Consider the following 14611-nt stretch of genomic DNA (forward strand, 5'->3'; position numbering starts at 1 on the left):
TTTTTTGATCCCGGTGGTGGTTTCCAACCCGGCACCTCGCTACAATCGCAAACATAAGTCCAATAACCAAACATATGTTATGACGGAGCGAGAGCAGCAGATCCTCGACCTGATCCGCCAGGATCCCCTGATCCCCCAGCAGGAGCTGGCGGACAAGCTGGGCATCAGTCGCAGTGCCATCGCGGGCCACATCATGCACCTCACCCAGAAAGGCCACATCCAGGGCAAAGGTTACATTCTTGCCCCTGAGCGCTACGCGTTGGTGATTGGTGGGGCCAATATGGACCTGTGCGGCGTGGCCGACCGGCCGCTGGTGGACGGTGACTCCACCCCGGGCAGCCTGACTGCCAGCGCCGGTGGTGTGGGCCGCAATATCGCCGACAACCTGGCTCGCCTGGGCAGCCGCGTCGAGTTTGTCTCTGCCCTTGGTGATGACCGCTGGGCCGAGCAGCTGATTGAATCCTGCCGTCTGGCTGGGGTGGGTACAGAGCACTGCCTGAAGATCGCCGGTGCCACCACCTCCAGTTACCTGTCGCTGCACGACAGCGATGGCGAGATGCGCCTCGCCCTCAATGACATGAGCCTGATTGAGCGCCTCGACGCTGAGCAGATGGAGCGCCGCCGTGGCCCCATCGACCGCGCTTCGGTGGTGGTGCTGGATGCCAACCTGTCCGAAGACGCACTGGAAACCCTGTTTGCCCGCCCACTGGATGCCCCGGTGCTGGTGGACCCGGTGTCCCGCGCCAAGGCGCACAAGCTCAAGCCTTTCCTGGCCCAGATCGACACCCTCAAGCCCAACGCGCTGGAAGCGGAGTTGCTGTCCGGCCATCGTCTCGACAGCGACGAAGACCTGCCTCGTGTGGCTGATGCGCTGCATCAGTTGGGGGTCAAGCGGGTGCTGCTCAGCCTGGGCAGCCGTGGCGCCTACGCCTCCGATGCGGGGCAGGGCGTCCGCTACCTGCCGTCCGCCACCGATGTGGTGAACGTCACCGGCGCCGGTGATGCGCTGATGGCGGGCCTGGCCCATGGCCGCCTTGCCGGCTGGTCCTTTACCGAGACCGTTCCTTTTGCCCTGGCCGCTGCCCGACTGGCGCTGGCGACCAAGACCACCATTAATTCCACTATGTCCGAAGCGGCCGTACGCCGCCTGATGGAGAAGACCCCATGCTAGAGAAGTACCTGGATATCCACCCGGAAGTCGCCGAAGCCATCGCCAACAACCGCCCGGTCGTGGCGCTGGAGTCCACCATCATCTCCCACGGTATGCCTTACCCGCAGAACGTGGAGACCGCCCTGAAGGTGGAGCAGACCGTTCGTGACGCGGGTGCCATCCCGGCCACCATCGCCATCATCAAGGGCCGCCTGACCGTGGGCCTGACCGAAGAGCAGGTAGAGTTCCTGGGTAAAGAGGGTCTGTCCGTCACCAAGGCTTCCCGTCGTGACATCCCCTTTATCGTTGCTGCCGGTAAAACCGGTGCCACCACCGTAGCGTCCACCATGATCCTGGCCGCCATGGCCGGCATCAAAGTGTTTGCCACCGGTGGCATTGGCGGCGTGCACCGTGGTGCCCAGCAGACCTTCGACATCTCCGCTGACCTGCAGGAACTGGCCAACACCGACGTGGCCGTTGTCTGTGCCGGTGCCAAGTCCATCCTCGACCTGGGCCTGACCCGCGAGTACCTGGAAACCTTCGGTGTGCCGGTTGTCGGCTACCAGACCGACTGCCTGCCGGCGTTCTACACCCGCGAAAGCGATTTCAGCATCGACTACCGCCTGGACAGCAGCGAAGCCATTGCCACTGCGCTGAACGCCAAGTGGGGTATGGGCCTGAAAGGCGGTGTGGTGATCGCCAACCCGATCCCGGAACAGTACGCCATGCCGAAAGCTGACATCGATGCCGCCATCGCTCAGGCGCTGGCGGAAGCGGAGCAACAGGGTGTTGGTGGCAAAGAGTCCACCCCGTTCCTGCTGGCCCGCGTCTGTGAACTGACCGGTGGTAACAGCCTGGATTCCAACATCCAGCTGGTACTGAACAACGCCCGCCTGGCTTCCGGGATTGCTCGCGACCTGTGCGCTGAGTGATCCTTTATTGCAGGGAAGACAAAGCCGCCGAAAGGCGGCTTTTTTTGTGCCGGTTAACCGGCCATCAACCCTTGTACCCGCTGACGCAGCGCGGGCACGACGTCGTCGTCGAACCAGGGGTGGCGTTTCAGCCACAGGGTGTTGCGGGGGGAGGGGTGGGGCAGCGGAAAGCGGTCCGGTCCGAACTCGGCCCAGCGGGCGACGGTGTCGGTCAGGCTGGTAAACCCCTCCAGGTAGTGTTTCTGGGCGTACTGGCCGATATAGAGGGTGAGCTCAAGGGCGGGCAACTGCGCCAGCAGCGTCGGGTGCCAGCGCGGTGCACAGCGCTTATCCGGAGGGTTGTCGCCACTGCGGCCGCGGCCGGGATAACACAGCCCCATGGGGATGATGGCGACCCGGCTGGGGTCGTAAAAGGTGTCGCGATCCATCCCCAGCCAGTGGCGCAACCGGTCCCCGCTGGCGTCATTCCAGGGGATGCCGCTTTGATGCACCTTGAGGCCGGGGGCCTGGCCGATGATCAGCAACCGCGCGGATGAGGCGAGCTGAACCACCGGATTCGGGTCCAGCACATCCTGACACAAGCGGCAGGCATGCACGGTGTGAATCAGTTCACGGGTTGAATCATCGCTGATCGGAATTTGTGCGGCTGATGCCGATGTTGGACAAACTGTCATGAAAAAACCTCAAGATACGTTCCCATCATGCCGTTATTTAGGTAAGTTCAAACCTCTTTGTCTTAGAGCCTGAATCAGGATCTGCGCCGTCCGATGAAACTCTCCCGTCGATTATTGCTGCTCCTGTTTTGTCTGGCTATCCCCCTGATCCTGACCGCCACCGGCGCCGCCTACTGGATGATCCGTGACGGCTTTGTCGGCTATGAGCAGCGAACCTACGCCGCCGAGCGGGCGCATCTGCAGATGGATGTGGAGCACTGGCTGACGCAGAACCGCAAATCGATGACGGCGATCCGCACCGCACTGGAGAGTGAACGCCCGGAAGCGCTGGATTTTCTGGTGGCCCAGGCCCGTCAGCGCGGCCTGATCTCTCTGGTGATGAACCACCACGGTGAGTTGCACGTGTTGCAGAACCCGGCGTTGCCGGTGGACGGCAACAGCGAAGCGATGCGGGCCCTGCTCGATCCCATTCTCTCCACCGGTACCTTTCAGTACGAGCGCAGCGGCTTTGCCCGTCTTGGCCATCAGGTGTTTGGGCTGGTGGCCCAGCCACTGAACCATCGCAACTGGCGTGGACTGATTGGCATTCAGGCGTTTGATCAGACTCTGCTGGACACCCTCAGCTATCGCCACCACCGCATCCATACCGCCACCCTGGTGGATGCCCCGGAAGGCAGCCCCCTGGCGCTGCCCCATTTCGCCGGGACAGCCCTGACCCTTGAGCCGCAGTTTGACCTGACTGAACGTCAGATCCGCACCGAACAGATCCATCGGGTGATGGCGATACTGGCGCTGGTACTGGTGCTGTTGGCACTGGCCAGTTTCTTTACCTTCCGTCGCATTCTGCTGGGGCCCATCGGCAGCCTGAAGCAGCGCATCGAACAGGGCCTGACTCAGCGCAAAACCAGTCGGCCGCTGCCGGAATCCGGGCAGGATGAGCTGTCTGAAATCAGCCAGCTGTGTAATGAGCTGTTTTCCCAACGCCTGCACCAGCGTCAACAGATCAGCACCCTGCTGCGCACCGTCAGCGATGCGGTGGTGCTGGTTGACCCACAGGCGCGTATCGAGCTGGTGAACCCGGAAGCGGAAAAGCTGCTGGCGGTCGAGCATGGTCCGGTGCGCCAGTGTGCCCTGGTCAATCTGGTGGCCGGCCCGGCGGGACAGGAACTGCATGCCGCCCTGAAAGAGCTGCTCAGCTCAGGCCGCATCAGCCTCGAAGGGCGGGTATCGCTGCAACAGGGGGGTCAGAAACGGCAACTGGAGTACCACGCTGCCCGTACGCTGGACCATGAGGGGCATACCCTGGGGGCGGTCCTGGTGCTGCGTGACATCACCCATTCCGAGCAGATGAAGCGCGAGTTGATGCACAAGTCCCAACGGGACCAGACCACCGGCATCTACAACCGCCACACCTTTGAACAGCGGCTGGAAGCGCTGGCAGATCTGCCGGGCCAGCACGCCATCTGCTACATGGATCTGAACCGCTTTAAGCTGATCAACGACAGTTGTGGCCACGAAGCCGGTGACCGCATGCTGCGCGATGTGGCTCAGGAGATGGTGCGGAGCATCCGCCCGGGCGACCTGCTGGCGCGCATCGGCGGCGATGAATTCGGCCTGATCATGAAAGACACCTCAGCGCTGGAGACGGCGCGGGTGCTGAAACAGCTGATGGAGCGGGTCGAGGGGATCACTCTTTACTGGGACAGTGGCAGCTACCGGGTGGGCATCAGCATCGGGGTGGCGTTCCAGCGGGCGGATGAGCAGCGGCCCCGTGAGGTGTTTAAAGACGCTGAAATCGCCTGTCACGCCAATAAGGGCAAGGGCGGCGAAAGCCAGATCCACTTCTTCGACTCCCTCGATCAGGATCTGGCCCACCAGCGCAACGCGCCGCAGTGGGCGATGAAGATCAACGAAGCGATCGTCAACGACGATCTGGTGCTGTTCTATCAGCCCATTGAGCCGGTGCAGGCCAGCAGTCCCCGTCGCAAGTGCGAAGTGCTGCTGCGGATCCGCGAAGAGGGCGGCCGCATCCTGGCGCCGGGCCAGTTTATTGCTGCGGCGGAGCGTTTTAACCTGATGCCGGCGGTGGACAAGGCGGTGATCCGCAAATCCTTTGAGTGGCTGGCCCGCAACAGCCACTTGTGGAATACCCAGGTGCTGTCGATCAACCTCTCTGGCACTACCCTCTCCAACGGCAATCTGGTCAGCTACATCGATGAGATGTGCGCGCTGTACCGGGTGCCGCCGGAAACCATCTGCTTCGAGGTGACCGAAACCGCCGCCATCGCCAACGAGAACCGGGCACTGGAGATCCTCCACGCCCTGCGCCGTCGCGGTTTCGCTTTTGCCCTGGATGACTTTGGCTCCGGCTTTGCTTCCTATGGCTACCTGCGCCAGTTGCCGGTGGATTACGTGAAGATCGACGGCTGCTTTGTCCGTAACCTGGCCAACAACGCCAAGGATTACGCCATCGTTAAATCGATTCACGATGTGTGCCGGGTGATGGGCATCGAAACCGTGGCGGAGTTTGTTGAGGACCAGGAAACCCTGTCCCGGCTTCGCGCCATCGGCGTTAACTACGCCCAGGGGTACGGCATCGGCCGACCCAAAGATCTGGAAACCTACCAGCCGGTACCGCAGGAGGATGGCGTTAAAGCCTGAGCCCGGCCACCGGCGCAGCGACAGGATGTTCGCGCGCTGCCCTGCCTGAACAAGGAGAAACCATGGACGGAGAAGTGGTGCTGTTGACCGGCGCCTCAGAAGGGATTGGTCGCGCGTTGGCCCATCAACTCAGTGCCCGTGGCGCCCGGCTGATGCTGGTTGCCCGCAACCGGGAGCGACTCGACAGCCTGGTGGCCGAACTGCCATCACCGGCCTTTGCCTACCCCCTCGACCTGACCGAGCTGGACCAACTGCCCAAGCTGGTGGAGGCCGCCCTGGCACAGTTTGGTCGTCTTGACCGCCTGATCCTCAACGCCGGCATCACCATGTGGAGCACGGTAGAGGCGCTGACGGACCTCTCCGTACTGGAGCGGGTGATGCGGGTGAACTACCTCGCCACTGCTCATCTGGCCCATGCGGCCTTGCCGGCACTGAAACAGTCCAGGGGCCACATCGCTGTGGTTTCCTCCCTGACCGGACTGACCGGCGTGCCGACCCGCAGCGGCTACTGCGCCTCCAAACATGCGGTGATGGGGTTCTTTGATGCGCTGCGGATCGAGTTGCGGGGCAGCGGGGTGGACGTCACCGTGCTCTGCCCCGACTTTGTGGTGACGCAAACCCATAAGCGCGCCATGGGCGCCGATGGCCAGCCGTTGGGGCAGACGCCGATGCAGGAGAGCAAGATCATGACCGCCGAGCAGTGCGCGCGGGCGATGGTCCGCGCCATCGAGAAGCGTCAGCGTCTCTGGCTCGGCTCCTTCCGTGGACGGTTGGGGCGGTGGCTTAAACTGCTGGCGCCGGGTTTGATCGATGGCATTGCGGCGCGGGCGATTGCCCGTCGCCACTGAACGGTTGCCAACGGGCCATCGCCGCTTCGCCCGCGATCCGGCCCAGCTCATAGCCTCGCTCCAGAGGCTCGGCGTCCCGGGTCAGCCGCTTCAGCCGGAAGGATTCTGGCGGGCAGATCTCAACGATGTTCACCCCTTCCGGCGGCTGGCGGATCAGGTCGAGCGTCCGGTTGTAGCGTTCCGCCCGGCTCAGCATCGGTTCAACCAGATGCGGGGTATCACGCAGCAGCCAGCGTTGCAGGGCGGGCAGGCCGGAAGCGGATTTGCGGTAGCTGGCCGGTCGGCTGCGCAGCACCATGATCTGGCGTGCACCGCGACGAATCGCCTCGGCCACCGGCAGCGCATCCGCCACCCCGCCATCAACGTAGGTGTGTTGCCCCAGCCGCACCCCTTTTCGGTACAGCACGGGCAGGGCACTGCTGGCCTTCATGGTTTCGGCCAGCTGCTCAACGTCGGGGGTGTGGTATTCCGCCTGTCCGCTGTCCTGGCGGGTAACCGCCAGAAAGAAGGGACGGGGGTCTGCGGCCAGAACAGCCTTGTCGATGCCCAACTCCGCCAGAGTGATGGTCCACATCCAATCCAGATCCATCAGGTCGCCGCCACGCAGAAAACGGCCCGGGGTCAGAAACGCCCGGCGGCAGCTGTAGTCGGTGTAGATTTTGCGGTTACGGCCCGGCATCTTGGCCAGGTAAGCTGCCAGATTGGAGGCGCCGGCCGAGACGCCCCAGAAACTGTCAAAGGGACTGAAGTCCCGGGCCAGAAAGGTGTCCAGTACGCCGCAGGAAAACACCCCTCGCATGGCGCCGCCTTCCACGATTAATGCGCTTGGCCCTACCTGATCCATATTCTTTCCCTGTCTTGTGTTTCGGCGGTCAGCCGGTTTGATTGATGAATCATACGGAGGATGAAAGTCCCAGGCGAGCGAATGGGGATAGGTGGTATTCCCAAAGCGGCAAATCCACAGGCTTTGTGTGGTCAAAAAACCACCATCGCCTAACTCGCGCTAAGCTGCTACAATCCGCGGCCCCTGCCCATACCGGGTGGGGTGATCTGAGGTTAAGCATGATCCCGACTCCCAAAACCAAGCTGTTCGACTATCCCAAGTTCTGGGCTGAGTGCCTGGGCCCGGCCCCTTTTCTGCCCACCACCCGTGCGGAGATGGACCTGTTGGGCTGGGACAGCTGTGACATCATCATGGTGACCGGTGACGCTTACGTGGATCACCCCAGCTTTGGTATGGCTGTGATTGGCCGCATGCTGGAATCCCAGGGGTTCCGCGTGGGCATCATCGACCAGCCGGACTGGCAGTCCAAAGCGCCCTTTATGGCGCTGGGCAAGCCCAACCTGTTCTTCGGCGTGACCGCCGGCAACATGGACTCGATGATCAACCACTACACCGCCGATCGCCGTCTGCGCCACGACGACGCCTATACCCCGGACAACGTCCACGGTAAGCGTCCCGACCGGGCCACCGTGGTGTACACCCAGCGCTGTAAAGAAGCCTACAAAGATGTGCCGGTGATCCTCGGCGGCATCGAGGCCAGCCTGCGCCGTATCGCGCACTACGATTACTGGTCCGATAAAGTGCGCCGCAGCGTGCTGTTTGATGCCAAGGCGGACATGCTGATCTTCGGCAACGCCGAGCGTCCGCTGGTGGAGGTGGCGCATCGCCTGTCCCAGGGTGACGACATCAAGAGCATGCGCGACATCCGTGGCACCGCTTTCCTGGTGCGTGAAGCGCTGCCGGGCTGGAACGGTGTGGACTCCCGCACCCTCGACACCCCCGGCAAGATCGACCCGATCCCGAACCCCTATGGCGCCGACGATATGGGCTGCGAGCTGGGCTCCAAGTTTGAGGATGCCCCGGTGCAGCAGCAGGCTCAGCCGATTACCCTGCAACCGGCGGGCGCCGGTCGCAAGCTGAAGCCGTGGGAGCAGCAGTACATCCTGCTGCCGGATTACGAGCAGGTGCGTGCCGATAAGGTGCTGTACGCCCACACTTCACGCCTGTTCCACCTGGAGACCAACCCGGGTTGTGCCCGTGCGCTGATGCAGCGTCACGGCGATCGCTATGTCTGGATCAACCCGCCGGCGATCCCGCTGGAAACCGATGAGATGGACGGCGTGTTTGCGCTGCCCTATGCGCGGGTGCCCCATCCTAAGTACGACGGCAAAAAGATCCCGGCGTACGACATGATCAAAACCTCCATTAACATCATGCGGGGCTGCTTTGGTGGCTGCTCCTTCTGCTCCATTACCGAGCACGAAGGGCGCATCATTCAGAGCCGCAGCCAGGAGTCGATCCTGGATGAGATTGAGCAGATCAAAGAGAAAGTGCCCGGCTTTACCGGGGTGATCTCAGACCTTGGCGGCCCCACCGCCAACATGTACAAGCTGCGTTGTAAGAGCCCCAAGGCGGAGGCCACCTGTCGCCGTTTGTCCTGCATCTATCCGGACATCTGCGGCCATATGGATACCGACCATACGCCGACCATCGAGCTGTACCGCGCTGCCCGGGAGATCCCTGGAATCAAGCGCATCTTTGTGGCCTCCGGGGTGCGTTACGACCTGGCGGTGGAAGACCCGCGTTACGTCAAGGAGCTGGTGCAGCACCACGTTGGCGGCTACCTCAAGATCGCCCCGGAGCACACCGAAGAGGGCCCGCTGTCGATCATGATGAAGCCGGGCATGGGCAGCTACTACCGCTTTAAGGAGATGTTTGATCGCTTCTCCAAAGAGGCGGGCAAAGAGCAGTACCTGATCCCCTACTTTATCTCGGCCCACCCCGGTGCCAGCGATGAAGATATGGTGAACCTGGCGATGTGGCTGAAGCGCAACAAGTTCCGCCTCGACCAGGTGCAGAACTTCTACCCGTCGCCGCTGGCCAACGCCACCACCGTCTGGCACACCGGTAAGAACTCGCTGCGCAAGGTCACCCACGACAGTGAGGATGTGCCGGTGGCCAAGGGCGGTCGCCAGCGTCGTCTGCACAAAGCGCTGCTGCGCTACCACGACACCGATAACTGGCCGATCATCCGTGAGGGCCTGCTCAATATCGGCATGGGCCACCTGATTGGCAGCGGCCCGGATTGCCTGGTACCGGCGGAAGGCCGTCGTCCGGCCCACCGTGGTGGCCGTACCCAGCCGGCGCTGACCAAACACAGCGGCCAGGGCCAGTTCCAGTCCCGCAGCCTGCCGGGCAAGAGCAAGCCTGCGGCCAAGGGCAAAGGCAGTGGCAACGGTAAGGGCAACAACGCCTCCGGCCAGGGTAAACCGGCCGGTAAAGGGCAGGGCAGTGGTCGCGGCGGCAAACCGCAGCAGGGCCAGGCCAATGGCCGCGGTGGCAAGCCGCAACAGGGCCAGCAGGCCGGTCGTGGCGGCAAGCCCCAGTCGGGCCAGCGCAAAGGCCCCAAGCGCAAGTAACGGGTCAATAAAAAAACGGGACGCTGAGCGTCCCGTTTTTTGTGTGTCAGAGCATCAGACTTTGACCACCGCCTCCCCCTGCACGCAGGGCTCCCCTTTGGCGTTCACCACCTCGGTGGTCAGGGTGACGATGGGCTTATCGTCACGCACCTGCGCCACGGTAACCCGTGCCGTTACCGCTTCGCCCACCAGCACCGGGCGGACAAACTTGAGGGTTTGTCCCAGGTAGATGGTGCCCTGACCCGGCAGGTGTTGCCCCAGTAAACCGGACAGCAGGCTGGAGAGCAGGATGCCGTGGACAATGGGGTGGCCGAATGGGGTTTGCGCGGCGAACTCGGCGTCCAGATGGATCGGGTTGCGGTCTTCCGACAGTTCCGCGAAGGCCGCTACTTCGGCGGGGCCAAACACTTTCTGTATTTCGGCACTCTGGCCCGGCTGCAGAGTCATGCCGCGTCTCCCTTGGCGGTGGGGTTCAGGCGCACCTGAACATAGTCACCGGGAGCCGGTGCAATCCCCTTATTGATGTTGCGGGCGGGCACCGGTTCGGCGCCCTGTCGCTCGCTCAGCCAGCCTTGCCAGTGGGTCCACCAGGAGCCCTCCTGGTGGCTGGCTTGCTCCAGCCAGTCTTCGGCGGCGTCCGCCAATGGGCCGGTGTAATGGCCGTATTTGCCACCGGGCGGGTTGATGATGCCGGCGATATGGCCGGATTCGCCCAGCACAAAGGTGGGCTCGCCAGCCAGGCACTGCATCCCCTGATAGGTGCCTTGCCACAGGGCGATATGGTCATCCATGGTGGACACGAAATAGGTGGGGACGGTGATCTTACCGAGGTCGATTTTGCTGCCCCGGACGGTGAACTCACCGGGCTGGATCAACCGGTTTTCCAGATAGAGCTGGCGCAGCATGGTGGAGTGGGTTGGCCCCGCCACGTTGGTGCTGTCGCAGTTCCAGTGCAGCAGGTCGAACGCCATCGGGCTTTGTCCCTTCAGGTAGCCGTCGATGTAGTAGTTCCAATAGAGGTTGTTCTCCCGCAGCAGCGAGAAAGTGACCGCCAGTTGGCGCCCATCCATCAGGCCGTTTTCCGCGTTCTGGGTCTCCATTGCCGTGACGATCTCGTCATTGATAAAGGCCCCCAGTTCGCCGGGCTGGCTGAAATCCAGAATGGTGGTGAAGAAGGTGGCGGATTTGACCCGCTGTTTCATCCGCCGGCCCGCCATGTAGGCCATGGCGGTGGCCAGCAGGGTGCCGCCGATGCAGTAGCCCACCGCATTGACTTCTCGCTCGCCGGTGGCGGCTTCCACCGCATCCAGCGCGGCCAGTACGCCGTCCACCACGTAATCTTCGAAATCCACTTGAGTGTGGCGCTGGTCCGGGTTGGCCCAGGAGATCATCAGTACGGTATGGCCCTGGTCCACCAGGTATTTGACCAGTGAGTTTTCCGGCCGCAGGTCGAGGATGTAGTACTTATTGACGAAGGGCGGGACGATCAGCAGCGGCCGCTTGGCCACGGTGTCGGTGCTGGGGCGGTACTGAATCAGCTCAAACAGGGGGGCCTGGTGAATCACCTCGCCCGCTGTGGTGGCCAGATCCCGCCCCAGTTGGTAGGCGGATTCGTCGGTCATGCGAACATTGAGGGTACCGGCACTGCGTTCAATGTCCTCAGTCAGCAGTTTCAGCCCATCCAGCAGATTGTGGCCGCCGCTCTCCAGTGTCAGTTTCAGCAGCTCCGGGTTGGAGGCCAGAAAATTACTCGGTGCCAGCGCGTTAACCATCTGGCGGGTAAAGAAGCGCAGGCGATCCCGCTCGGCATCGGTCAGGTCGGGAATGCGATCCACCTGCTCCAGCATCTGCCGGGCGGTCAGCAGGTAGGATTGCTTGATGTAGTCGTACCAGGGGTGCTCCTGCCACTGGCTGTCCCGGAAGCGGCGGTCACCACGCTCCGGCTCAACCATCGGGGCCACCTCCTGGCCAGCCTGTTTCAGCATGGCATTCTGGAACAGCTGAAGCTGAGACTGCCACCAGTTGGCTTGTTGGGTCAGCAGGGCGGCGGGGTCCTCCATGCCTTTATTCAGGGCATTGGAGAGATCCTGCATCTGCATCTGCAGCAGTGCCTGGGTGGTGGGTTGGCTCTGTTTCGAGGCCAGCTCAAACAGCTGCTCGTTGCATCGGATCAGGCTTTCCATCAGCCGTTGATAGGATCCCTGGTTCATAGCGACTCCTTTGCGTCGACGGTGGGCCGCCCTGGCCCGCATCTGGCGATTCTGCGCCCAGACTCTAGTTGGCTAAAATGACAACACCTTGACGATATTATGAGCATATTGTGCGCTGCACAAGAAGCTAGACCAAGGTGTTATTGCCCGATAACCGCAATGAATTGATGAGGGCGGGCGATCGCCATCACACTGTCATCAAACTGTCACTGAACATATGGATAAACGAATATATGATTTGTCGCATATCCGTTTTGGCGTATATCCTTATGTGAGGTGCCCATGTCCCAGTCTGTTGCCCAGCTTAAGTCGCTGTCAGACGAAACCCGTCTGAAGATCCTGCTGCTGATACGGCAGGAGACCGAGCTCTGCGTCTGTGAGCTCACCTGCGCCCTGGATGAGAGTCAGCCCAAAGTGTCCCGCCACCTGGCGCGTCTGCGTGCCGACGGCTTGCTGGAAGACCGGCGCAGTGGCCAGTGGGTTTACTACCGTCTGGCCGCCCTGCCTGACTGGATCGTGGGGGCCCTCGAGGGGATCGCCGGGTCCGACGTCGAACTGATCGATGCCTGCGCTGAGCGCCTGGCCAATATGGGCGACCGCCCGCAACGTCAACAAATCTGCTGTGCCTGAGGAAACATCATGGGCAATTTCGAGCGTTACTTAAGTGTATGGGTGGGCCTGGCGATCGTCGCCGGTGTGGCGTTGGGCCATGCCTTTCCCGTTGTATTTGAAACCCTGGCGCAATGGCAGATGTTCCAGATCAACGGCGTTATCGCGGTGCTGATCTGGGTCATGATCTACCCGATGATGATCCAGGTAGACTTCCATTCAGTGCGCAAGGTGGGGCAGCAGCCTCAGGGCCTGTGGCTGACCCTGGTGGTTAACTGGCTGATTAAGCCGTTCTCCATGGCGGCCATCGGGTGGCTGTTTTTCAGAGTTTTCTTTGTCGATCTGGTGTCGCCGGAAGACGCCAGCCAGTACATCGCCGGGATGATCCTGCTCGGGGTCGCGCCCTGTACCGCCATGGTGTTTGTCTGGAGCCAGCTGACCCGGGGCAATCCGGCGTACACCCTGGTTCAGGTGTCGGTGAATGACCTGATCATGGTGGTGGCGTTTGCCCCCATTGCCGCCCTGTTGCTGGGGGTGTCTGAGATCCTGGTGCCCTGGGAAACCCTGTTGCTGGCCACGCTGTTGTATGTGGCGCTGCCATTGGTGGCGGGCATCCTGACCCGTCATCTGCTGATGAAGCGCGGCGAGGCGGCCCTGAACGGTTTTGTTCAGCGTCTGAAACCCGCCTCGATGGTGGGCTTGCTGGCCACCGTCGCCATCTTGTTTGGCATCCAGGCGCCGACCCTGCTGGCCAAGCCGATGGTGATTGGGCTGATCGCCATTCCGCTGCTGCTGCAAACCTACGGCATCTTTGCCATCGCCTATGGCAGCGCCAGGGTGATGAAGCTGCCGCACAACGTGGCGGCACCGGCGGCGATGATCGGCACCTCAAACTTCTTTGAACTGGCGGTGGCGGTTGCCATTGCCCTGTTTGGCCTGCACTCCGGTGCGGCCCTGGCGACCGTGGTGGGGGTACTGGTGGAGGTGCCGGTGATGCTCTCCCTGGTGGCCTTTGCCAACCGGACCCGCCACTGGTTTCCCGCTTCGGCCGATGCGCCGGACACCCTTAACGCTAATGCACAGAGAGACGCAGCATGACCATCAAGATTGGCATTAACGGCTTTGGTCGCATGGGCCGCCTGGCGCTTCGCTCCGCCTGGGACTGGGCCGAGTTTGAGTTTGTTCAGATCAACGATCCGGCGGGTGGTGCCGCCGCTTTGGGCCACCTTCTGGAATTTGATTCCGTCCACGGCCGCTGGGGCAAGGATGTGGTGGTGGACGATGATGCCCTGATCATCGATGGCAAGCGCATTGCGGTGAGCAGCAACACTGAGCTTGAAACCACTGACTGGTCCGGCTGCGACATGGTGATTGAGGCGTCCGGCAAGTTTAAACGCAAAGAGGTGTTGCAGAAGTACCTCGACCAGGGCGTCAAGAAGGTGATTGTGACCGCCCCGGTCAAGCAGGAAGGGGTATTGGATGCCGTTTATGGGGTCAACCACCACTGGTATGACAAAGCCAAACACGACATCGTGACCGCCGCGTCCTGCACCACCAACTGTTTGGCGCCGGCGGTGAAGGTGATCCACGAGAAGCTGGGCATCAAGCACGGCTCCATGACCACCATCCACAGCATCACCAACACCCAGACCATCCTGGATGCGCCGCATAAGGATCTGCGTCGGGCCCGCGCCTGCGGTGAGAGCCTGATCCCGACCACCACCGGTTCGGCCACCGCCATCACCCACATCTTCCCGGAGCTGAAGGGACGACTGAATGGTCACGCCATCCGGGTGCCGTTGTGCAACGCCTCCATCACCGATTGTGTGTTTGAAGTAGAGCGTGCCACCAGCGCGGATGAGGTCAATGGGCTGCTGCAGGAGGCCGCCGAAGGCGAGCTGAAAGGGATTCTGGGCTACGAAACACGCCCGCTGGTGTCCATCGACTACCGCACTGACCCGCGCTCCTCCGTTGTGGATGCCCTGTCCACCATGGTGGTGAACGACACCCAAGTGAAACTGTACCTGTGGTACGACAACGAGTGGGGCTACGCCAACCGCACCGTAGAGCTGGCTCGCTACGTTGCTGAGCAGGGCTGGTAAAC

12 protein-coding genes are annotated in these 14611 nt (G+C 62.1%); 8 read left to right on the forward strand and 4 right to left on the reverse strand.

Annotation, left to right across the window (positions count from 1 at the left end; genetic code table 11):
* Positions 1-79 precede the first annotated feature (79 nt).
* Positions 80-1171, forward strand: coding sequence for a PfkB family carbohydrate kinase (locus FBAL_RS01995; RefSeq protein ID WP_013343899.1), 1092 nt, complete (start codon positions 80-82; stop codon positions 1169-1171).
* Entirely contained in the window at positions 1165-2082 is a 918-nt protein-coding gene (locus FBAL_RS02000; protein ID WP_013343900.1) for a pseudouridine-5'-phosphate glycosidase, read from the forward strand. Before FBAL_RS01995 ends, FBAL_RS02000 begins: the two co-directional genes overlap by 7 nt.
* A 53-nt stretch (positions 2083-2135) precedes the next feature.
* Here the strand turns inward: FBAL_RS02000 and FBAL_RS02005 are convergent, their stop codons facing one another.
* Positions 2136-2756 (reverse strand): uracil-DNA glycosylase family protein, encoded by a 621-nt coding sequence (locus FBAL_RS02005; protein WP_013343901.1) that lies wholly within the window; start codon positions 2754-2756, stop codon positions 2136-2138.
* A 93-nt stretch (positions 2757-2849) separates the two neighbouring features.
* Between FBAL_RS02005 and FBAL_RS02010 the strand changes: the two genes are divergently transcribed.
* Positions 2850-5417, forward strand: coding sequence for a putative bifunctional diguanylate cyclase/phosphodiesterase (locus FBAL_RS02010; RefSeq protein WP_013343902.1), 2568 nt, complete (start codon positions 2850-2852; stop codon positions 5415-5417).
* 62 nt (positions 5418-5479) lie between these two features.
* On the forward strand, positions 5480-6265 hold the full coding sequence (locus tag FBAL_RS02015) for an SDR family oxidoreductase (RefSeq protein WP_013343903.1): 786 nt from the start codon (positions 5480-5482) through the stop codon (positions 6263-6265).
* Here the strand turns inward: FBAL_RS02015 and FBAL_RS02020 are convergent.
* The gene (locus FBAL_RS02020; protein ID WP_013343904.1) at positions 6201-7109 is read right to left on the reverse strand and encodes a patatin-like phospholipase family protein; all 909 of its coding nucleotides are present in this window, start codon (positions 7107-7109) and stop codon (positions 6201-6203) included. The genes FBAL_RS02015 and FBAL_RS02020 overlap by 65 nt on opposite strands.
* A gap of 218 nt (positions 7110-7327) precedes the next feature.
* On the opposite strand from FBAL_RS02020, the gene FBAL_RS02025 reads away from it, so the two are divergent.
* Entirely contained in the window at positions 7328-9688 is a 2361-nt protein-coding gene (locus tag FBAL_RS02025; protein WP_013343905.1) for a YgiQ family radical SAM protein, read from the forward strand.
* Positions 9689-9742: 54 nt separating this feature from the next.
* Here FBAL_RS02025 and FBAL_RS02030 read toward each other — a convergent pair whose 3' ends face one another.
* Positions 9743-10135, reverse strand: a complete 393-nt coding sequence (locus tag FBAL_RS02030; RefSeq protein ID WP_013343906.1) for a MaoC family dehydratase — start codon at positions 10133-10135, stop codon at positions 9743-9745.
* Positions 10132-11898: a class I poly(R)-hydroxyalkanoic acid synthase gene (gene phaC / locus FBAL_RS02035; protein WP_013343907.1), complete on the reverse strand. Its 1767-nt coding sequence runs from the start codon at positions 11896-11898 to the stop codon at positions 10132-10134. Before phaC ends, FBAL_RS02030 begins: the two co-directional genes overlap by 4 nt.
* Positions 11899-12180: 282 nt before the next feature.
* On the opposite strand from phaC, the gene FBAL_RS02040 reads away from it, so the two are divergent.
* Genes FBAL_RS02040 through FBAL_RS02050 form a run of 3 tightly spaced genes read left to right on the forward strand, consistent with a single transcriptional unit; the run spans position 12181 to position 14609 of the window.
* Positions 12181-12528 carry a metalloregulator ArsR/SmtB family transcription factor gene (locus FBAL_RS02040; RefSeq protein ID WP_013343908.1) on the forward strand — a complete coding sequence of 116 codons (348 nt, stop codon included), beginning with the start codon at positions 12181-12183 and terminating at the stop codon, positions 12526-12528.
* 9 nt (positions 12529-12537) lie between these two features.
* Entirely contained in the window at positions 12538-13605 is a 1068-nt protein-coding gene (arsB, locus tag FBAL_RS02045) for an ACR3 family arsenite efflux transporter (RefSeq protein WP_013343909.1), read from the forward strand.
* Positions 13602-14609: an ArsJ-associated glyceraldehyde-3-phosphate dehydrogenase gene (locus tag FBAL_RS02050; protein ID WP_013343910.1), complete on the forward strand. Its 1008-nt coding sequence runs from the start codon at positions 13602-13604 to the stop codon at positions 14607-14609. The genes arsB and FBAL_RS02050 overlap by 4 nt, the downstream gene beginning before the upstream one ends.
* Positions 14610-14611 lie beyond the last annotated feature (2 nt).

The sequence above is a fragment of the Ferrimonas balearica DSM 9799 genome (genome assembly GCF_000148645.1).
Taxonomy (GTDB): domain Bacteria; phylum Pseudomonadota; class Gammaproteobacteria; order Enterobacterales; family Shewanellaceae; genus Ferrimonas; species Ferrimonas balearica.